Annotated in this window: 15 protein-coding genes; 7 read left to right on the forward strand and 8 right to left on the reverse strand. The window is 44.6% G+C overall.

From position 1 onward, the window contains the following. Positions 1 to 59 precede the first annotated feature (59 nt). The 6 genes from KKE17_10500 (at position 60) to KKE17_10525 (ending at position 7,237) form a co-directional block, all read left to right on the forward strand. Positions 60 to 2,204 carry an SBBP repeat-containing protein gene (locus KKE17_10500; GenBank protein ID MBU1710421.1) on the forward strand — a complete coding sequence of 715 codons (2,145 nt, stop codon included), beginning with the start codon at positions 60 to 62 and terminating at the stop codon, positions 2,202 to 2,204. Between the two features lie 171 nt (positions 2,205 to 2,375). After that, positions 2,376 to 3,269, forward strand: coding sequence for a carboxypeptidase-like regulatory domain-containing protein (locus tag KKE17_10505; protein MBU1710422.1), 894 nt, complete (start codon positions 2,376 to 2,378; stop codon positions 3,267 to 3,269). 1 nt (position 3,270) lies between these two features. Beyond that, positions 3,271 to 3,795, forward strand: a complete 525-nt coding sequence (locus KKE17_10510; GenBank protein ID MBU1710423.1) for a hypothetical protein — start codon at positions 3,271 to 3,273, stop codon at positions 3,793 to 3,795. A 5-nt stretch (positions 3,796 to 3,800) separates the two neighbouring features. Continuing rightward, positions 3,801 to 4,916 (forward strand): YedE-related selenium metabolism membrane protein, encoded by a 1,116-nt coding sequence (locus tag KKE17_10515; GenBank protein MBU1710424.1) that lies wholly within the window; start codon positions 3,801 to 3,803, stop codon positions 4,914 to 4,916. Positions 4,917 to 4,976: 60 nt separating this feature from the next. Continuing rightward, entirely contained in the window at positions 4,977 to 5,960 is a 984-nt protein-coding gene (locus KKE17_10520; GenBank protein MBU1710425.1) for a right-handed parallel beta-helix repeat-containing protein, read from the forward strand. Beyond that, positions 5,960 to 7,237: an MFS transporter gene (locus tag KKE17_10525; GenBank protein MBU1710426.1), complete on the forward strand. Its 1,278-nt coding sequence runs from the start codon at positions 5,960 to 5,962 to the stop codon at positions 7,235 to 7,237. The genes KKE17_10520 and KKE17_10525 overlap by 1 nt, the downstream gene beginning before the upstream one ends. Before the next feature lie 41 nt (positions 7,238 to 7,278). On the opposite strand, the gene KKE17_10530 is transcribed toward KKE17_10525, so the two are convergent. The 5 genes from KKE17_10530 to KKE17_10550 form a co-directional block, all read right to left on the reverse strand. Beyond that, on the reverse strand, positions 7,279 to 9,003 hold the full coding sequence (locus KKE17_10530) for a Na/Pi cotransporter family protein (protein MBU1710427.1): 1,725 nt from the start codon (positions 9,001 to 9,003) through the stop codon (positions 7,279 to 7,281). A gap of 99 nt (positions 9,004 to 9,102) precedes the next feature. Beyond that, on the reverse strand, positions 9,103 to 9,570 hold the full coding sequence (locus KKE17_10535) for a hypothetical protein (protein MBU1710428.1): 468 nt from the start codon (positions 9,568 to 9,570) through the stop codon (positions 9,103 to 9,105). Positions 9,571 to 10,049: 479 nt separating this feature from the next. Continuing rightward, complete coding sequence (locus KKE17_10540; GenBank protein MBU1710429.1) at positions 10,050 to 10,238, reverse strand: hypothetical protein; 189 nt, start codon at positions 10,236 to 10,238, stop codon at positions 10,050 to 10,052. A gap of 49 nt (positions 10,239 to 10,287) precedes the next feature. Then, on the reverse strand, positions 10,288 to 11,748 hold the full coding sequence (locus KKE17_10545; protein MBU1710430.1) for a cytochrome c family protein: 1,461 nt from the start codon (positions 11,746 to 11,748) through the stop codon (positions 10,288 to 10,290). Positions 11,749 to 12,107: 359 nt separating this feature from the next. Further along, positions 12,108 to 12,584 (reverse strand): hypothetical protein, encoded by a 477-nt coding sequence (locus KKE17_10550; GenBank protein MBU1710431.1) that lies wholly within the window; start codon positions 12,582 to 12,584, stop codon positions 12,108 to 12,110. 549 nt (positions 12,585 to 13,133) lie between these two features. Here KKE17_10550 and KKE17_10555 point away from each other — a divergent pair. Continuing rightward, a complete protein-coding gene (locus tag KKE17_10555; protein MBU1710432.1) occupies positions 13,134 to 14,420 on the forward strand; it encodes a cytochrome c in 1,287 nt (428 codons plus the stop codon). A gap of 9 nt (positions 14,421 to 14,429) precedes the next feature. Here the strand turns inward: KKE17_10555 and typA are convergent, their stop codons facing one another. The 3 genes from typA to KKE17_10570 all read right to left on the reverse strand — a co-directional run bounded on the left by typA (position 14,430) and on the right by KKE17_10570 (position 19,799). After that, complete coding sequence (typA, locus tag KKE17_10560; GenBank protein MBU1710433.1) at positions 14,430 to 16,199, reverse strand: translational GTPase TypA; 1,770 nt, start codon at positions 16,197 to 16,199, stop codon at positions 14,430 to 14,432. Between the two features lie 388 nt (positions 16,200 to 16,587). Then, the gene (locus tag KKE17_10565; GenBank protein ID MBU1710434.1) at positions 16,588 to 16,962 is read right to left on the reverse strand and encodes a PilZ domain-containing protein; all 375 of its coding nucleotides are present in this window, start codon (positions 16,960 to 16,962) and stop codon (positions 16,588 to 16,590) included. Between the two features lie 164 nt (positions 16,963 to 17,126). Next, the gene (locus KKE17_10570) at positions 17,127 to 19,799 is read right to left on the reverse strand and encodes a valine--tRNA ligase (protein ID MBU1710435.1); all 2,673 of its coding nucleotides are present in this window, start codon (positions 19,797 to 19,799) and stop codon (positions 17,127 to 17,129) included. Positions 19,800 to 19,801: the final 2 nt, after the last annotated feature.

Consider the following 19,801-nt stretch of genomic DNA (forward strand, 5'->3'; position numbering starts at 1 on the left):
GTATTTTCGTGATCACAAGTATATAGTGCGGATGGTTTTTAATTGGTGAGGAGGCATCCATGAATAATGATTCATATCGTATACCGGTAATCATATCTTTTTTGTTGGCCTTTTCGTTTGTAATTGCACAAGAGGGTAACGCGCAAAATCATTCCTCATTGCAGCTTGATTATCAGCAAGCCCTGGAGGTAAGACTGCCGTTTATAAAAAACATCCAGCCTGAAAACGACGGCATTGGATATATTGCAAAATTGTTTTCCGGCGCAGTTGCCGTTTATAATAATGGATCCTTGACTTACTCTTTATCGCGCAAAGACAAACTTGGGTCGATTAACTATTTGTCTTTTCATGAAAACTTCAACAGGGCGGTATCTGTCGGCATTGTTGCGCAAGATAGATCCGCCATACAGCTCAGCAGCTATATGGGGTCTGACCCGGAAAACTGGAATGAGGAAATACCTTCTTTTCAAAAACTGGTTATCAAGGATATTTATCCGGGCATACAGCTTGAGCTTCTTGCCTACGGAGATTCAATTGAAAAGATTTTCCACCTGCAACCGGGAGCTCAATGGCATGCGATCAATGTGACAATTGACGGGGCGGATTTAAGTATAAACAAAGAAGGCGAGCTTGAAATTAATTCCAATAATGCGCGCGCCCTTTTTTCAAAGCCCATTGCCTACCAGTTATTAAACAACAAAAAACACCCCGTTGATATTTCGTATGTAATTTCCGGAAACACTTATGGATTTCATGTGGGTGATTACGATCCGCAACATGAGTTGGTGATTGATCCGAGACTGACCGCCGTGCTGCTCGGACCTGCGGAAATGTATTTTTGGGAAATACCCTTTTCAGGAATAAGCGGCGATTCCGCCGGAAACATATTTATTGCCGGACTTACTTCTTCTGCTGATTTTCCATCAACCCCAAACAGCTACAACACCAAAGTACATATTGGCTCAAGTGATCTCTTTATTGCCAAATTCGATAAAGACCTCAAAAATCTTCTCGCTGTTACCTTTATCGGCGGCAAGGGTATCGACTGGTGTCGTTCCTTGTCCATTGACAAGGATGGCGATGTCTATGTTGCCGGCATGACCGCATCAGCTGATTTTCCTGTCACAAAAACCGCCTACGACCAGAAATTCAATGGGATGTCTGAAGGATTTATCGTCCGTTTTGATAATGAACTCCGGAACCTTAAAGCATCAAGCCTTGTCAACATAGAGGAAGTGTTTTATGTGACAACACCGGGAAACGGCCAGGTCTATTTTGCCGGAAGCACATTAATATCCGGCGCTGATCAGTTGCTTTTCCCAAAGGGTTCTTTGTATGACACTACGCTCAACGGCAAGGGGGATGCCTTTATAGGAGTGATGGATACAGACCTCAAGACTATGGTCTACGCGACCCTGATCGGTGGCAGTGATACTGATTTGGCGACTTTTCTTGCCGTGGATATCGATGGTTTTATTTATGCCGGCGGAGAAACCAGGTCAAAGGATTTTCCGGTTTCGGATAAGGCCTTTGATCGTAAACATTCCGGAGAAGAAGATATCTTTATTGCTAAATTTACAAGCCAGCTTTCAAAGCTTGAATCCGCAACTCTCTTCGGAGGGTCCGGCCGGGAAATGCTTCGAGGCATGGTTCGCGATGATAAAAACAATTGCTATATAACAGGTTTTACCAGTTCAGAATCCCTGTCGAAATTTAAAAGCGGTTTTGATACAACGTATAACGGCGGCGAAGGTGATGGGTTTGTTGCAATGTTTGACGATTCCCTGCATGCCTTATCCGGTTTCACCTATCTCGGCGGCAAGCAGAGGGATTCCGGACATGGAATTTCGCTCATGATACTGGAGGATTGGGGGAAGAGCGTTGTGGTGACCGGCGACACCGAGTCGGTCAATTTTCCTGCTACAAAAAACGCCTACGATTCATCATATAACAATGGCCGCGGGGATATTTTTCTGACCATTCTGGACCCTTATTTAACCGAAATAAGATACAGTACGTTTCTCGGAGGAAAAGGCATTGATCGGGTCCCGGTGATTTTTGACACTCCGGGAAAGATTTACATCAGCGGCATAACCGATTCGGATGATTTTGCATCTTCCCCTGGGACTGTTCGATCAATGGGAAGAAGCGATACATATAATTTTTTTGTTCTTGGCCTGGAAAAAAGCCAACTGAAAAGGTAGCTTGAACCAAAAAACAATTTTCTTCATCCTGTGTTATTTGCTGCAGGAAATTTGTTTTTTGCACAATAGTTATTATAATTTAAGAGAACTGTTGGAATCCGGCTTCAAAAAAATATGTTTTAACTGTTCAGATGGTTCAATAGAATTCCTCTCCTTAGGTAATGAAATAACATGCCCTTGAAACAATCCATTCTCTCATGCTTTTTGTCAGTGTTGGTCTGCGCGTCGGTATCCGCTCAGGAACAGTCGGTTCAACCGTCGACATTAGTAGAAGTTTCCGGCAGGCTGATGATTGACGGAGTGAGACCTTTGCCCGGCGGTATGGTCTCCTTCTTTGACATTAATAGTGGCCCGCCGCCCAATTACGGCAATGTCCGGAGAATTCCCGACCTGGTTGACATGGTGAATCCCGAAGGCGAGTTTAACCTTCAGATTATCAGTGGCAAGTATTATCTCGGTTCAATGGAAAGGGATTTGCGTATGGGGCCCGGGCCTCCTGGACCTGGCGACAAGTTTTACTTTGCAGTTTCCGAAGACAATAAAATGAAGGTCGTTGAAATCATCGGCGGACAGATGAATAATCTTGGGGAAATCCGTGTCTCGCCCCCTGAGAAATTTGAGGAATTCAAGAGTTCTTTTACCATAGAGGGCACGGTCAGTGACGAACAGGGCAAACCTTTTGTCGGCGCACTGGTCATGATAAAGGCAAATCCTGATTCAAATCGACCCGACCTGATCTCCATACCCACTGATGAGCAGGGTAAATATAGCATTAAACTGCCAGCAGGATTATCGTATTATCTTGTTGCCAAAGAAAGGATCACACCGGGACGTCCCCAGACCGGCCTTTCCGTCGGCACATATGGTGGTCCTCCGGATGACGCCGGTGCGTTCAGCGGACAACCTGCCGGCGGAGTTATTCCGGTTCCAGTCACTGGAAAAGATAAAGAAACACTGCAAAACATTGATATCACGATGTTCAAGGTCCCCGAACCTGGAACCCGTAGAAACCAGTTTCTCGAAGATGTCGACCCTCCAGGGAAATATGAAAACTTGATCGATTGACATGGATAAACTTGACAAGGTCTCATCAATCATCATCATCTTTTTGATTCTCTGGGGTGGTTTTCTTACAGCCAGGGAAATATCATCGCCACGCAAAGCAGATGCAGCGCGTGACCAACAGAAAGCGCTGGCAAATTTCTACAACCCTGAGCTCAGCAATAAACTCAAGGTCGCCGGGAACCTCCTCATAAATAATAGTCTTGATAAGGCAGAAGAACTCATTAAAAGTCTTGTTGCTGATTTTCCATATGACGGTAGACCACATATGCTCTTTGCTGATCTTTACATGCGGAAATTTCAACCGATTTCAGCAATGTACGAATTTCAAAACGGCGTAGATCTCAATCCTGATTTCCTGGACAAGAAAACCGCTCTTTTCCAGGGAAAAAAGATTCGTGTGAGCCTTGAGGAAGCCAAAGCCGCAATCGATAAAATTCAGAATGAAGATGCCGCTAATCCTGATATGAAACAACACCGGAAGACTTATTACTACATGAAGAGAAAAATTGCCGGGAGCTGCGGTTAGCAATAATGGAAAAAATACCAGTCCATAAATTCATATTAATGGGGGCGGTCATCGGCATCGGCTCGCTGACCCTTTCCTATTATGGAAATCCTGCCAATACAGGTATTTGCGCCTCGTGTTTTCTTGAAAATGTCGCCGGCGCCATCGGCTTGCATAATGATGTCCGCATGCAATATCTCCGTCCTGAAATCCTGGGTTTTGTGCTTGGGGCCTTCGCCTTTTCTCTCTATCGTCGTGAGTTCCATGCCATTGGTGGCAGTTCACCTCTTTTGCGATTTTTAATAGGAATCCTGCTGATTATCGGGTGCTCGATTTTTATCGGCTGTCCGGTAAAGATGGTACTCAAGCTTGCCGCAGGCGATATTTCTGCTATCGTCGGATTCGTGGGTCTTGTTGCCGGAGTGTATATCGGTCTTGAATTCGTTGAAAACGGTTTTCAACTTGGAGTGGCTAGCCCCGTTCCCCGGGCAAACGGTTTTATCATTCCAGGGATCATGCTCTTTTTACTGATGCTTGCAATCATCGATCCATCGTTTATAGCCAAAAGTACCAAAGGCGCCGCTGCCCAATATGCTCCATTTCTTCTGTCGCTTGGTATTGGTCTGCTTGTCGGTGGCTTTGCGCAGCACACCCAATTTTGTATCACCGGCGGCATTGCACGGATCTTTCTGTGGGGCCCACGTGAAATAATGAATTGTCCCCGTTCAACCGGACTGCTGATCAGCATTGCATCTTTTTTCAGTTTTGCCCTTGTCTCCAGCCTTTTAACCGGTCAATTCAATTTCGGTCTTCACGGTCAGCCAAGTTCAAACGAAAGTTACGGCTGGGCATTCCTGGGGATGCTGATGGTTGGATTCGGCTCAGTACTGATCAGGGGATGCCCTCTTCGCCAACTGGTGGCCGCCGGACAAGGTGATAATGATGCCGGTGTTACAGTGATGGGGATGCTGGTCGGTGCAGCCATAGTCCAGAACTGGCAGCTTGGCGGCACTGTTGCCGGAACCCCGATATCAGGCCAGATCGCCATCATTTTTGGTATCTGCCTGCTGTTTGCCATCGGCCTCCTGAACCGGAAAAGAGGCTATGGCATCGCCCCTGAATATCAGACCGGACTTGATTGATTTATATACCAAATCGTAATCAATAGCCCGACACACTCAAATCATTGGATACCAAAAATAATGTCTGACAGATCAAAAAAATCCTCCGTACTGCTTCTGGCACTATTTTTTTTCCTATCATCCGGTTGTGCTCAAGAAAAAGCCATTGAAATCGGCAAAACAACCCTTGAAAAGGATACCACCTGGAGCGGGGTGGTCGTAGTCAGCGGCGATGTCTATGTGCCGCCGGGAATCACCCTGACCATCAAACCCGGAACCATGGTCAAATTCAAACGGATCGGTGAGCAAAGCGATCAGAATCTTTTTGTCCCGGACTCACCGTATTATCCCGAAGCCGAACTCATTGTCAGAGGTAAACTCATCGCTCGCGGCACCCTGAAGCAGAAAGTGGTGTTTACCTCAGCAGAACTCAATCCGCGTGCTAAAGACTGGGGGGCAATCAATTTTCTCGGCAGTGAGGGTAATATAATCGAGCACGCTAAAATTCTCTGCGCCTATAACGGAGTTCATGCCCATGGCTCAAGCGTAACGATTTCTTACAGCGAATTTGCCAAAAACGGCGTTGCCGTCAGTTTCAAAAAAGAAGAAGAAACCCCTGATGCTCCATGGTTTGGGAAAATGTCTGATGTGACGATTACCGACAGTTTGCTTTCTGGAAACAAAGGGGGGATAGGTTATCGTAACTCAAAAGCGCAGATCCTTCGCAACATAATCAGAGATAATAAGTTTTTTGGAATCTGGCCCAAGGAAGACGTTGAATCAGTAATCCGCCACAACGACATCACTGAAAACGGCAGAGGAATCTACCTCTACCAGGCCCGCGGTGTGTTAATTGAAAACAATAATATCTTTGACAACCAGGATTATAATATTGCCGTGGCCGAGGCCCAGGATTATCCGGTAAATGCCCGGAACAACTGGTTCGGCAACATCAAGGAGACTGAAATTGAGAACCTTCTCTATGATAAACAGGAAGATCATGACGTGGCTGAGATTCAGTATAAACCCGTACTGGCAGACCGGGTTCACTGGGAGAAGCGTTAATGTCTTCGGAACAGCGCGTTGCCTGGTTGACCGGTTTTTCTCATCTGATAACCCATGGCTATATGACGCTTTTGCCCGCGTTACTTGTGGCAATAGCCAGTGAGCATTCGATTAACTTCACAACTCTCGGGATTATCGCCAACATTTCTTATTTCTTATACGGCCTTGGGGCAATCCCGGCAGGATATCTGGCGGACAAAATCGGTTCAAAGAGGATGCTTTCCATCGGCATTCTCGGCATGGCACTGTCATCACTGTTTGTCGGTTTTTCTGTCGGCATTGCTGGTTTTGCAGTTTCCTATGCGCTTTTAGGTGTTTTTGCCAGCATCCATCATCCGGCCGGATTATCTTTAATCGCCAGACGGATTAATGAAAGAAAGGGGAGGGCGCTTGGTTTTCATGGCCTTCTGGGGAATGTCGGTCTGTTCCTGGCGCCTCTGGCTGCAAGCGCCTGCGTGATGATTACCGGAACCTGGAGGGCGGGATATATCACCTTTGGTCTAGCCGGCTTAGTGTTTTTCATAATTATTTATTTAACTGAAATACCTCAGGAACCGAATTTAAGTCTTTCATCAATCTTTGGCGGAAAAACAAAAGAATCAGCTTCTCCTGCCCCTCAGCCGGTGGATCATCAAGAAGCACACCAGGTGCCGCAGCCATTCTCACTACCCATTGCCCTGATTGCCCTCCTGGCGGGAAGCATCCTGTCCGGCTTTATTTTCCGGGGATCGCTGACCTTTTTCCCAACACTTTTTCAGCAGGAAATAAGCGCAATTGCCAATAACGATCATGGCCCGATCCTTGCCGGTTATCTGACAACCGCAGTGCTGTCGCTGGGATTTTTCAGCGCATGGTTTGGAGGATACATCACCGATAAACTCAAAAGACCTGAACTTTTCCCGGCACTCATTTTTTTGCTGGTTGCGCCGATTCTCTATTGTATAAGCCGATTTTCCGAATATCCGCTTATTGCCTCAAGCGCATTTTTCAGCCTGATATATTATGCCTGGCAACCTTCCCAGAATTATCTTATTGCTAAATATACCAGAAAGGCATCCCACGGTATTGGTTTCGGGGTGAATTTCTTCCTGCTTTTCGGGATGGGATCCGCAGCAACCGCAGTAGGTGGATACATTGCCGATGATTATACCATTGACCTCTTTTATTTCATCATGTCGGTGATCGCAGCAATTGCAATGCTTGTGGCGTTTTCAGTCTACTTTTCACGGAAATGGATTGTCAAATTCCCTTTCCAACTGGTCAGGGAAAAAGAATAGTACCATTTGATGCCATCTTTCTTTGATCTGCACCGGGTTTTCTATGCCGTATCTTCTTTAACCTTGGCTTTTTCTTCCTCGATGATTTCTTTCATGTCCATGGCCCGGTCAAAATCGTTGACCTGATTTGAGGTGAGCAGCAAATCTTTGAGGCTGAAAATCTGCAGTCTGCAGGTCTGGGTAAATAACCGGTTCACCAGCAACAAAGAGGAAATCTCCATTTCCTGGATTTTCTTTTCGTATACTGCCGCCATAGTTGCTTTGATGAAGCGCTTGTCATCTTCCTCAATGAGCACATATCGGGTCAGCAGTCTTCTGTATTGCTCTTCTTTATTTTCCATGAGCAGAATGCGGTTCATGTCATGATACAGTTCGAGTATTCGTTTGCGGAAGGATTTGTATTGCGCATTCAGATAAATATTTTCCGAGCTGTCGAACTCATCAAAATTATGACGAATCCCTTTGAAATTCTTGATTGAATTCATGATGTTTCTTGAAGCAAAAATAATCCGTTCAAGTTCCTTGACTTCATTTTCTTCCAATTGTTGATTTTGTAACCTTGCATAAAAAGAAAAGATCTCCGCATGCAGGAGTTTGATATTTTCATACAGATCATCGGGGTTAAACTTTCTTTTTTTGTTGGCCTCAAAAGGGGTTTTAAGGTCAAAGACCAGTTTCTCATCGATGTTAAGGAGTCTGAGATTATAAAGTTGGCATTCCTGCAAGAGATGTTTGATTTCATTTCTGATTGCGGTGGTTGCCGCTTCTGGGACTTCCGTGGGAGTATTATTTATATAAACCGTCAGGATTGCTTTATGGTCAGGAAAAAGAATGATGAGCCGCCGCGCCAGGACACCGACAAAAGGATAAAAGAGGACAACCCCGATTATGTTGAATGTTGTATGAAAAAGAGCAAGCCCCATAACGCTGTTATTTTCAATGTCAAAAAAGAGTTTTACAAACCAGACAAAGGCTGGAAGAAATATAAAGGCGATAAGTCCTGTGATGATATTGAATGTCAAGTGGCTGAAACCAACGCGTTTTTTGGATTGAGTGCCGCCCATTGAGCCGAGCAATACGGTGATTGTCGTGCCGACATTTGCGCCGATGACCATTGCCAGGCCCATTTCAAAAGTGATCAGTTGACTGTTAAGAGCGGTGAGCACTATGACAATGCTCGCTGAGCTGGCTTGCATAAGCGCGGTGATAAGAATGCCCACCAACAGATAAACCCAGAGTCCGTAGTCATGAACAATGCTGAGATCAAAGCCTTTGGCAAAATTCTCGACACTGCCTTTCATGTAGTCCAGACCCAGGAACATGAATCCGAAACCTATCAATAATCTGCAGAGATGAAAGGGTTTTGATGATTTATCAAAGAAAACAAGCCCTATGCCGCCGACGCCGACAAGAGGAAGGGCGAAGCTCTCAATTTTTAATTTAAAGCCGAGGGCCGCAATGATCCAGGCGGTAAAAGTCGAGCCGATATTCGACCCCATTATGACACCGATGGCATTTTCCATGGTCATAACACCGGCGCCGACAAAGGCTAGAACCATAAGTGATACCGCAGAACTGCTTTGAAGAATTGCGGTCACAATGGTGCCGCTGCCGATGGCCCGCATTTTTCCATCGGTATAAAGTCTGATCAGGCGGCGGAATGCTTTGCCGGATAAGGCTTTCACCGAATCTTCAAGCTGGAATATCCCGTAAAGAAAGATTCCCAGGCCTGCCACTAATTTCCATACATCAAAAGTTCCTTCCATGTTCCTCACTTCAATTCATAACTGAAAAAAAGATTTGTAATAGTAACTGAAAAATTATTCAGCCTTGTTTGTCATGAGATTACGTTGCTGTTAATGCAACTAGCAAGAGCATTTTGCAATGACCTTAAACATATTATAATTAACAAGTATTTCCCCTTTACGAATTACTTCGCCGGATTCCATATCTTTCGCCAGAATCGTTAGGATATGGCTGCCCGCATCAAGGTCTTTTTCCGAAGCTATATGGAAAATCATTTTCGCTTTGGCTCGTCGTCGGACAACAGACACAGTCGTGTCTGAAAGGGTAATTCCTTTAAGATTGGCATGAATTCCTGCCAATTCAAAAGTGACACCTGAAATCCCATCATCAAGCTCGAATTCAAAAGGAATTTCGATTTTCATCCCTGTGATTATTTGTACCGGGCTGCCCTGTTTTTCTGTGGAGGTATAACTGAATTGGGGATTATTCCTGTTCGTTGTGTTGACCTGTTTCGAAAAAACAAGAATACCGATAGCCAGGAAGGTGCCGCAACAGAGGGCTATTGTGGTTTTTATCTTTGATGACATTGATTTTGCATCCTTGATATTTCAAATATTAAATATGGGGCGTGTGTCTTTCAGCGGTTTCTTCATAAAAGAACGAATAACATCAGATATCGGAATCAAGGATAGTAAATAGTATTTATCAAACAATTAACATTTATTTCTGTACATTCTTTTTGTTTTGGTTCTAAGCTGAAGACAGGAGGACGCAGTCATGTGGGAGTTTTTCTTGTTTATCGCTCTCGGTCCGATTGTTGCCTTGATCGCATATCGTATTTTGGAAGACCGGAGGCGAACAAAAGAACTAGATGATGTTTTGAGTAAGCGTAAGTTAATTTACTGAACTTACTTGGAGCAGCTTTAAATCCGCCATATTTCCATTGTGGGAGAAAGTTTGCGCGCAAATTCAATCAACAGCTAACAGCCTATTTTCCCTCAATAAAATTGAAATTTATGAAATCAGTTTTTCCAAGTTTCATTGCAGCCATTTCATCAAAATTCGCCTATTTTTGTTGATCACTGTCTTCAGATTCCTGGTTCTTGCCGATGGACCATTTCCTTTTGGTGAAAAGGTTCTGAAATATATAGACCAGCCAGGCGCACATCCATAACAGAGCGCCGATTCTCCAGTTTATGAACGGAATAATAACAAGCATAACCAGCAACGTCGCTGCAAAAAATTTTCTTACCATTTCAGATTTCTTTTTATGTCATATTGCCGCGATTTAAAATAACCCAGCATTAGTTTTTTGCCTTAAATACCGTTTCTTCTGAAACCATATCGACAATTGGCAGTTTCGGTACTTCGGTCACGCCATAGATTTTTTCAAGGTTAATACTCTCCGGAAGATGACCGAGGATCTTTTCGGCGAGTTTCTGGTCAGCCTGGCGATATCGCAAGCTTGCCTTGACATTCAACTCCACCGTTTCATCAGTGATTCTTACCCCATAATTCACATCCCTGTATCCTCGTGGTTTTATGGTGTCGTTTCTTGAAAAAGATGTCACCATCCATGGATCAACGGCAAAATGAAAATTATCATCCATGCCTGATGAATTAAAAATCCTCGTGTTTTCCCTTAATTGCCCATCATCATCAAGCATGCCGCTTTCAAGAAGCGTTTTTCCATTCTGATCAGTAATTATCAGTTCCAGCCACATTTGACGTATACTGGTAAGCGAAGTGGGCAGATTGTGACCAGCTCGCAAATTCTTTACACGGACTCTGATTTCAGTAATTGTCTTATCAAGATAAATCGGGGTTATTTCAAGACCGGCGGCAGCTTGTAATCTGGCGACTGCCATTTCATATTTTTTTGCAAGATTCGCAACAAGGTCCTGATCTCCACTCTTTTCTGCTGCTTTACCGGCCAGGAAATAGAGAAGATAGTTTGCGCCATTAAAATAATGTTTGTACTCGTTTCGCCATGGTTTTTGGAAATTGTCGGCTGAACGGAGAAATGTTTCAGTTTCCACCATATGACAATCCTGGCAGACTATATCTTTTTGAGCATAGGGACCGTGTTTCCATTCGAGATAGGTCGATTCGAAAGGAAAATGCGATTCGTAATGATAAACCTGGTGGCAGGAAGCGCACAATTCCGCCTGCAGAAAAAGCGGATTTTTTCTGCACTCATGATGGCCGATGCCGCAGAATTTTTCAGAATCAAAAGGGCTGTACTTTGTAAGGGTATACCCTTCCTTGGTATCACTGTCATATCCGGGGGACATAATGAAGGATCCGTTTTCAGGCTCGTGGGAAGGGGTTTGCCAGTGGGTTATGCCGTTTATCGAATGACACATGTCACAGGAAACACCTGCCAGGGCAACCTCGCTCAAACCTGAGATACCCGGTCCTTTAATTTCCTCGGTAACAACACCGGCAGGGGAGTGGCAGCCTTCGCATTGCCTGCTGATGCCATGTCCAACCTCCTGAAAAGCCTTATTCAATTCACCCTGATAAACCGGATCATGAAAGGCCAGAGCATGCATTGATCCTCGCCATTCCTCGTATTGATCCGGATGACATTCGCCGCATACCCTGGGCGCTGTAAAGGGAGCTTTTGATTTTTCCCATTTGATCAGTGAAGGATAATAGGGATAAAACTCCCGGTCCACCTGAAAGGTAACGTTATCTCCAAAAGCTGTAGTGCTGAATATTAAAACAGCAACTAAATCAAATAGATACATCATCTTTTTCATGACATTTGTCCTGGTCATTTAGCCATCTTTATTGCGTATATCTCAAGCAAACGGGATTGATAACTAGTTTGGATTCTTTCATGACAATATCGAAATGTCACTTTATTTGTTCACTGAATAACTCTCTACCCTTAAATGTCGGGAGACGCGACTTGTGAAGTTTCAGGGTTGGCTGAGGTAAGGGAGGCTTCGAGATAAAAGATTTTGGCCAAAGCCGTAAAAACTTGCGTACTCTGCGGCGATCTTGATTGTTCTTTTGAGTGACCTTGATTGGTTACCGTGCATGTTCGCTTGCGGCAAAAAAATAGATCCTGTCAGCTCTATTTCGTTTTATCGTGAGTGGAATAGTCTTCGGGAAATTATTCGGTTCCTATTATCATTTCTGCTTTATGTCCCAATAATTGGTTTGTTTTCGGGTTATAGCTTCTTTGCCAGGAAAGATGTTTGTCCGGTGGTTGTTTTTTATCTTGGTCTATCCACCAATAGTCATGAATTACCTCATAGTCAGTTATTTTCTTTCCCCTGCTTGAAACAGAAATGATATCCAGATCTCTGTCTCCAAAGTCAATGCGACATATACCGTTATCGTCCGAGACGTGTGTTCTGGGTTTTTGTTTAGTCATCCAGGATTTTGTCCAAGGAACAGGAACAATATGTCGTGGCCCGGATTCTTGAATCGTAACAGTTATGTCTTGTGCCGGAGTCCTGTCATTGTTAAGAACGACTAACTCGATAGTGCTCTTCTCCCTGAGTCTGACGCTTACTCCCTCAACAACGTTGCATCCGCAACATAATGATAATACAGCAAAAACAGGTAACCATTTGATCATTTTCATGTGTTAATCACCTGGCGCCCTGCATAATCGGTGGACCACAAAGTGAATACCGTAAAAGTTTTATATGCCCACCTTTGACAATGAATGGAAATTCTCCATGATATTAATTTTATAAGTGGATAAGATTTCAATTTAAGTGGATATCAATTACTTGTTTTTGGAAAAATCTGTTTGCTTATTATCAATTTCTAAATTCATTGATTTATCAGGATATTAGCACAGATCTTTGGGAACGCAAGCGGAAGATTGCGTAAGTAATTTTACTCCAGGGATCTGTGCGATTTCGCAGAAATGATTGAACTGAATTTTCCTTAAATATAAACGGGTTGGGAAGATAGGGAATCCCTGGCACGGTTTTGCGTCCCAGGAACATGGATATTTTCAGGAGCAATTACGGATCATGGAAAATTAAATAATCGATACGAATTATTCTTGATATTGACAGGTTCATTGCACATGCGTTTATAATACAGTTCAAACCAGGATAAATCGTTTTATACATGGATTAAATTGAGCCACAGGAAAGAAATCATGAGCAGGAATTACTTCATGCATACAATTAAGAATGCATCTCTTTTAACTATTGTTGCGTCATTATTGTTTCTTTCATACTCTTGTCAGGAAGGTGTGAAGGACGTTGGGCAAACGTCGGAACAATCAGTTATGGGCGCTGATCTTTTCAATGATAAATGCCAGAAGTGTCATGGTGTACGACGAGTGCTTAACACTTTCAAGGATGAAGAAACCTGGATAAAAACCATTAAGCGGATGGGGGGAAAAGAAAATTCACAGATTTCAAGCGACCAACTGGAACAACTGGTTAAATTCCATATTTTACGCCAGAAAAAAGAATCCCAGGTGTTTAAACAGAAATGTCAGCAATGCCATCCGGGAAAACGATTTGTCGAAAAAGCCATGACCCTTGAACAGGCAAGGGCGGTTGTGAAGAAAATGCAGGAAAAAGCCGGCAATACTATCCTGGATGAGGATGTTGAACTGATTATCAACTACCATGTTCGCGAGCATAATCTTGCCGTGCAACAGGGATTAAACAAGTCTGTAGGAACAGCATTGGGGCTAGGCTCTTCAATTGATCCGCAGATAATAACCCTTTTTGTGCAGAAATGTTCATCATGCCATGAACCGGAACGGTCCATGTATGTTTTTAAGGATGAAAAAACCTGGAATAAAACCTTAAAGAAAATGCAGGCTTACAGCCGGGGGCTGATCCTGGATGAAGAAGTCGAACAACTGGTACGGTTTCATACCCAGACTCAGAAAAATTCCATGCAGATATTTCAGGAAACCTGCACAACATGCCATAATACCCAAAGGATTTTTCAGCGCAGTATGACCGACGAGGAATGGTTGCACACCATTAAGGAAATGCAGAAAAAAGCCCCTGATCTGATTGATAACGAAAAAATTGAGGTCTTGGCCGGTTACGCCCAGCGCTTTGAAAGGGTAATGGCAGGAATTTTCGAAGGACGGTGTGGAAATTGTCATATGGAGAATCGTGCAAATGTAACCCTCAAGTTCGGGGCCAAAGATTCACTTGTTGTGCTGGTAAACGAAAGATTTACCACCACGACTTCGCAACCGGATGTAAGGGAACTCATGGCATCGCATACGGAACGTGAAAAACGCGAGATGGCGGTATTTGATAAGGACTGCAATGGCTGTCATTCTCCGGATCAACCGAAAAACAAGATAAACAGGAACATTGAAGAATTGACATTACTTATTGCCAGCATCCAGAACAAGGTGCATGATCAGAGTGTGTCAAGGACAATCAATACCCAGATCGGCTTCCATAAGGCCAAACAAAGACATTGATGGCGGAACTTATCTTTTTCTGAGGCGGATTGTTTGTGGGGTTACTTCCACAAGTTCATCATCGTTGATAAAGGCCAGGCAGTCTTCAAGACTTAAATTTATATGCGGGGTCAGAAGGACGGCGTCATCGGAACCTGAAGCCCTCATATTGGTAAGTTTTTTCCCTTTGGCAGGGTTAACCACCATGTCTCCGGTGCGGCAATGTTCGCCGATTATCTGGCCCGTATAAACTTTTTCTCCGGGTCCGAGAAACAGTCTTCCACGTTCCTGAAGGTTGAAAAGGGCATAAGCAACCGTGGTGCAGTTTTCTTTAACCAGCAGCGCCCCGTTCTGGCGGTTGATAATATCTCCGGCATAAGCTCCATACTCTGCAAAGACATAATTCATGATACCCATTCCTTTGGTATCGGTGAGAAACTCGGTCCTGAACCCCAGCAGACTCCTGGTCGGTATCTTATACACGAGCCGTACCATGTCGTTGTTTTGGGTCATATCCAGCATCTGCCCTTTGAGATTACCAAGTTTTTCAATAACCGTACCTTTGTAACGGTCTTCAACATCAATGGTTAATTCTTCGTAGGGTTCTAACTTTTTGCCGTTTTCAACCTTATAGATTACCTGGGGCCGTGTGACCTGAAACTCATAGCCTTCTCGACGCATTTTTTCGATGAGAATAGAAAGATGCAATTCGCCGCGACCTGATACTGCAAAACCTGTGACTTCAGTCAGTGGGACGACTTGTAATGCAACATCTGCAAGGGTTTCACGACGCAGACGTGCCTCGATATGCCTTGACGTAACAAATTTTCCTTCAGTGCCGGCAAAAGGCGAATCATTGGGGATGAAATTCATTGAGATGGTAGGTGGATCGATATCGATGAGCGGCAACGGTCTTGGATCGTTGGGGTCGGTAAATGTCACCCCGACAGTTATTTCTTCCATGCCGGCAACCGCGACAATCTCACCTGTGGAGGCCTGGTCAACAGCAACCTTGCGGTCGCATTCAAATTTGAATATCTTGGTGATTTTAGCAGGAACCAGCGACCCGTCACGAAGGGAAACCGTGACCTTGTCGTTCAAACGTAATCTTCCATTGACAACCTTGCCGATCCCGAGTTTTCCAAGATACTGGGAATAATCGATGGTGTTGACCTGGAATTGCAGCGGCGCATCGGGATCACCGACGGGTGCAGGGATATGGCTGATGATTCTCCTTGACAGAGGTTCCATATTGACCCCAGGCTCATCCGGAGTGTCGGTTGCATAGCCGATTTTTGCAGAGGCATAAACCACTTGAAAATCAAGAAGATGATCTGGTGCATTAAGTTTGACAAAAAGATCGAAGACCTGATCCACAACCCATGCAGGGCGGGCTGCGGGTTTATCGATCTTATTGATTACGACGATTATCGGTAAAGACTGGGCAAGAGCTTTTTTGAGGACAAAATAGGTTTGCGGCATCGGTCCTTCCTGCGCATCAACAAGAAGCAGGCAGCCGTCAGCCATTCGCAATACCCGCTCAACCTGGCCGCCGAAATCCGCATGCCCGGGGGTATCTATAATATTTATCCAGTGATCCTGAAATCGAAACGAGCCGTTTTTTGAAGATATGGTAATGCCTCGTTCACGTTCCAGATCCATGGAATCCATCAGGCGTTCCGTGACTTCCTGATTATCCCTGAACATGCCGCCCTGTCGGAATAACTGGTCGACAAGTGTTGTTTTACCATGATCAACATGGGCAATTATGGCGATATTCCTAATTTTATTTTGTTCCATAAATTTATCTTGCATTAAAAGTTAGCGGGAAGAGTTAAATGTTAGCGAGACCAAAAAAGGGAAGCGCTTAACTCGGATATTAATAAAGTGAGATAGCTTAAAAAGTTCTCGAAAGAAATTAATTTACTATTGGAAATTATTCATGAAATACTGAAGCTACCATCGGCAGGAAAGCAAAAACTCCGAACCGGGGGATCACCGTAGGAAAGGAATGCTATCTTTAGATTCGCTCGTTTATACCTGTCAGGAGGGCATATATGCCCATGAGGTGCTTTTCCTGTTCAGGGCAATTTGTTCATGGTATGAAAAGGAAGGCAAATTAAAGCATTTAACAGATAAAAGCAAGGGAAAAAAGAAAGACCGGAGTATTGTGATAAGAAAGGAAAGGTCAAATGTTGTTGGTTATAAAATTGTCCAGATTTAAAACCTGATTGGCCTCAACTTCATGGAAATGGACACCGCTCTGACGGACTTCAACCACTTTGAATGCTGAATAATGTCCTTCGATAGCTTTATCCCAGACAATATCACAGGTAATGGCGATCAAACGATTTTTTTTGTCGCACAGATAAACCTTCTGCCCCTGGGATATAGTAAGCTCCTTGCCAAGGTTTATATATTGCAGGGCGAGACCGCCAAGGGAAATATCAATGATCGTCCCGACCACCCCTTCATTATAACGAACGGTTGCCATAACCCCTTCTTTCAATTTGAAGCGGATATGCTTTCGTCGTTCATTATGTTCTTTTTGACTTAGGTTCATAGGCTTTTATTCTAATAAAAAAATTAACTTATAATTCTAATATACATGATGATAGTTTCTGTCAATATGAAAAACACAAAACAGTTGTAAGGCATTTTCTCCTTTTTATAAGGATATAGTTTTTAGTCTCGGATGAAAACAAGTGTGACCAGGGCTCCGAACCATCATATTTCTTTCAGCCGGGAAATATTCTCGATAATTTTATTGAGTTTGGCGGCAAGGGTTTGCTGCTTTTCTTTTTCGCCGGCAACAACTGTCTCAGGCGCACCGGATAGAAATTTGGGGTTTGCGAGTTTTCCTTCAACCTGCTGAAGGGTTTTTTCGACTTTTTGCTTATCCTTGAGGAGCTTGTCGATTTCCTTTTCCGCATCAACCAAACCAGCCAAAGGAATGAAAATCTCGATATCGTTGAAAAGATAGGATGCGGCGCCTTTAGGACGCTGACCTTTACGCACAACGGTAAATTTATCGGTGCGGGTAATAACCCGAACAGTTGAAGTGTATTCATCCAACAGCGAGATATTCTCTTCGTCGTGACATATGATGAAAACCTCAACCTGAGCGGAAGGATGAATCATCATTTCACTTCGAATATTACGAATACCGGTAATAATCCCAATGAGTAAATCAGTGGCCTTTTCGGCCTCCTCACTTTCCCATTGCGGTGTGGCTTCGGGAAATTCAGCAGTCATGATTGTTTGTCTTTCCCCCGGAAGGGCATGCCAGATTTCCTCGGTAACAAAAGGAGTTATTGGGTGAAGCAGCTTGAGAATGACCTCAAGAACATGTAATAACACGGCTTGCGAATTGTATTTAAGCTCTTCATTGTCACCATAAAGATCAGGTTTGATCCATTCCAGGTACCAGTCACAGAATTCACGCCAGATAAACTGATAAATTGCTGTAGCGGAATCATTGAACCGGAAATCCTCAAGTCCTTTGGTGAAATCGGTAATTGTCCTGCTCATGCGGGACAGAATCCAGCGATGGGGGAGGCTGAGAGATTCGTGATTTATTGAATGAACAATTGCAGGATCGCAGGAACTGATATGCATCAGCGAGAATCGTGCTGCATTCCATATCTTATTGATAAAGTGCCGATATCCTTCAATTCGTTCTTCAGAGAGTCTGACATCGCGGCCCTGTGCGGCAAAGGCTGCCATGGTGAAGCGCATGGCATCGGTGCCGTATTTATCCATGAGCAGAATCGGGTCCAGGACATTTCCCTTGGATTTACTCATTTTCTGTCCGTGTTGGTCCCGGACCAGGGCATGCAGATAGACATCCTTGAAGGGGATCTCTTTCATGAAATAAAGCCCCATCATCATCATCCGGGCAACCCAGAAGAACAGAATGTCAAAGCTTGTGATCAGTACGGATGTGGGATAAAAGAAATCCAGTTCTTTGGTTTTATCCGGCCAGCCAAGGGTGGAAAAAGGCCAGAGCGCCGAAGAAAACCAGGTATCCAGTACGTCGGTTTCCTGTATCAGCTTGCTGCTCTTGCATTTTGAGCATTGGCTCGGAGCTGCAGTGGCCACGATGATTTCATTGCAGGATTCGCAGGTCCAGGCCGGTATCTGATGACCCCACCAGATCTGCCGGGAAATACACCAGTCCCGGATATTGTACATCCAGTCAAAATAAGTGTTTTCCCATGATTTCGGATGGATGCGGATATCGCCGTTTTTAACTGCCTGAATGGCTTTTTCGGCAAGGGGCTTTACAGATACGAACCATTGTTTTGATAAGGTCGGTTCCACAACCGTGCTGCATCGATAGCAATGTCCGACGCCGTGTTGATAGTCATCAATGCCTTCAAGGAAACCCTGTGAGTCCAAATCCTCAACAATTTTTTTCCTGCACTCGAAACGGTCGAGCCCGGCATATGGTCCGGCCTCCCCGTTCATCACGCCGTTATCGTCCATCACCGAAAGGCTGGGCAAATCATGGCGACGGCCGATCTCAAAGTCATTGAGATCATGGGCCGGGGTGACCTTTAATGCGCCGGTGCCAAACTCGCGTTCCACATGGGTATCAAAAACAATGGGTATTGTGCGGTTCACCAGCGGCAGAATTACCGATTTTTCAGGAAGGCTGTTATAGCGCTCGTCAGCTGGATGCACTGCCACCGCCGTATCTCCCAGCATGGTCTCTGGTCTGGTTGTCGCAACGATTAGATACCCGTCGCCGGATGTGTACGGATAACGGATATGATAGAGTTTGCCGTCGGTTGGCTCGTGCTCCACCTCAAGATCAGCAAGCGCCGTGTGACAACGTGGGCACCAGTTGATGATATAATCGCCCTTATAAATGAGGCCGTCATCGTATAAACGGACAAACACCTCGCGCACCGCCCGGGACAATCCCTCATCCATGGTAAACCGTTCACGGTCCCAGTCACAGGAAGATCCCAGCCGTTTCAGCTGGTTGATTATCTGGCCGCCGGACTCCTCCTTCCACTTCCACACCCGTTCAACAAATTTTCTGCGACCGATTTCGTGCCTGCTTGAACCTTCTGCGGCGAGCTGCCGTTCCACGACATTCTGGGTGGCAATCCCGGCATGATCTGTTCCTGGAAGCCACAGGGTGTTTTGGCCCTGCATCCTCCGATAGCGGATAAGGATATCCTGCAGGGTATTATTCAACGCATGGCCGATATGTAATACACCCGTAACATTCGGGGGCGGGATTACTATGGAGTAGGAAGGTTTGCCTTCAACCATGGATGCGGAAAAACGCTTTTCGCTCTCCCATGTCCGATACCATTTTTGTTCCACATCTTTAAATTCGTATGCTTTGGGAAGTTCGTGTGCTTTATTCGTATTGGTTTCTGACATGG

The sequence above is a fragment of the Pseudomonadota bacterium genome (genome assembly GCA_018823135.1).
Taxonomy (GTDB): Bacteria; Desulfobacterota; Desulfobulbia; order Desulfobulbales; family CALZHT01; genus JAHJJF01.

Excerpts from the sequence above, each read along its gene's own strand:
- KKE17_10535 (MBU1710428.1), bottom strand. The coding sequence starts at position 9,570 with ATGTCATCAAAGATAAAAACCACAATAGCCCTCTGTTGCGGCACCTTC.
- typA (MBU1710433.1), bottom strand. The coding sequence starts at position 16,199 with ATGGAACAAAATAAAATTAGGAATATCGCCATAATTGCCCATGTTGAT.
- KKE17_10520 (MBU1710425.1), top strand. The coding sequence starts at position 4,977 with ATGTCTGACAGATCAAAAAAATCCTCCGTACTGCTTCTGGCACTATTT.
- KKE17_10515 (MBU1710424.1), top strand. The coding sequence starts at position 3,801 with ATGGAAAAAATACCAGTCCATAAATTCATATTAATGGGGGCGGTCATC.
- KKE17_10530 (MBU1710427.1), bottom strand. The coding sequence starts at position 9,003 with ATGGAAGGAACTTTTGATGTATGGAAATTAGTGGCAGGCCTGGGAATC.
- KKE17_10545 (MBU1710430.1), bottom strand. The coding sequence starts at position 11,748 with ATGAAAAAGATGATGTATCTATTTGATTTAGTTGCTGTTTTAATATTC.
- KKE17_10555 (MBU1710432.1), top strand. The coding sequence starts at position 13,134 with ATGCATACAATTAAGAATGCATCTCTTTTAACTATTGTTGCGTCATTA.
- KKE17_10525 (MBU1710426.1), top strand. The coding sequence starts at position 5,960 with ATGTCTTCGGAACAGCGCGTTGCCTGGTTGACCGGTTTTTCTCATCTG.
- KKE17_10505 (MBU1710422.1), top strand. The coding sequence starts at position 2,376 with ATGCCCTTGAAACAATCCATTCTCTCATGCTTTTTGTCAGTGTTGGTC.
- KKE17_10510 (MBU1710423.1), top strand. The coding sequence starts at position 3,271 with ATGGATAAACTTGACAAGGTCTCATCAATCATCATCATCTTTTTGATT.
- KKE17_10565 (MBU1710434.1), bottom strand. The coding sequence starts at position 16,962 with ATGAACCTAAGTCAAAAAGAACATAATGAACGACGAAAGCATATCCGC.
- KKE17_10570 (MBU1710435.1), bottom strand. The coding sequence starts at position 19,799 with ATGTCAGAAACCAATACGAATAAAGCACACGAACTTCCCAAAGCATAC.
- KKE17_10500 (MBU1710421.1), top strand. The coding sequence starts at position 60 with ATGAATAATGATTCATATCGTATACCGGTAATCATATCTTTTTTGTTG.
- KKE17_10550 (MBU1710431.1), bottom strand. The coding sequence starts at position 12,584 with ATGAAAATGATCAAATGGTTACCTGTTTTTGCTGTATTATCATTATGT.
- KKE17_10540 (MBU1710429.1), bottom strand. The coding sequence starts at position 10,238 with ATGGTAAGAAAATTTTTTGCAGCGACGTTGCTGGTTATGCTTGTTATT.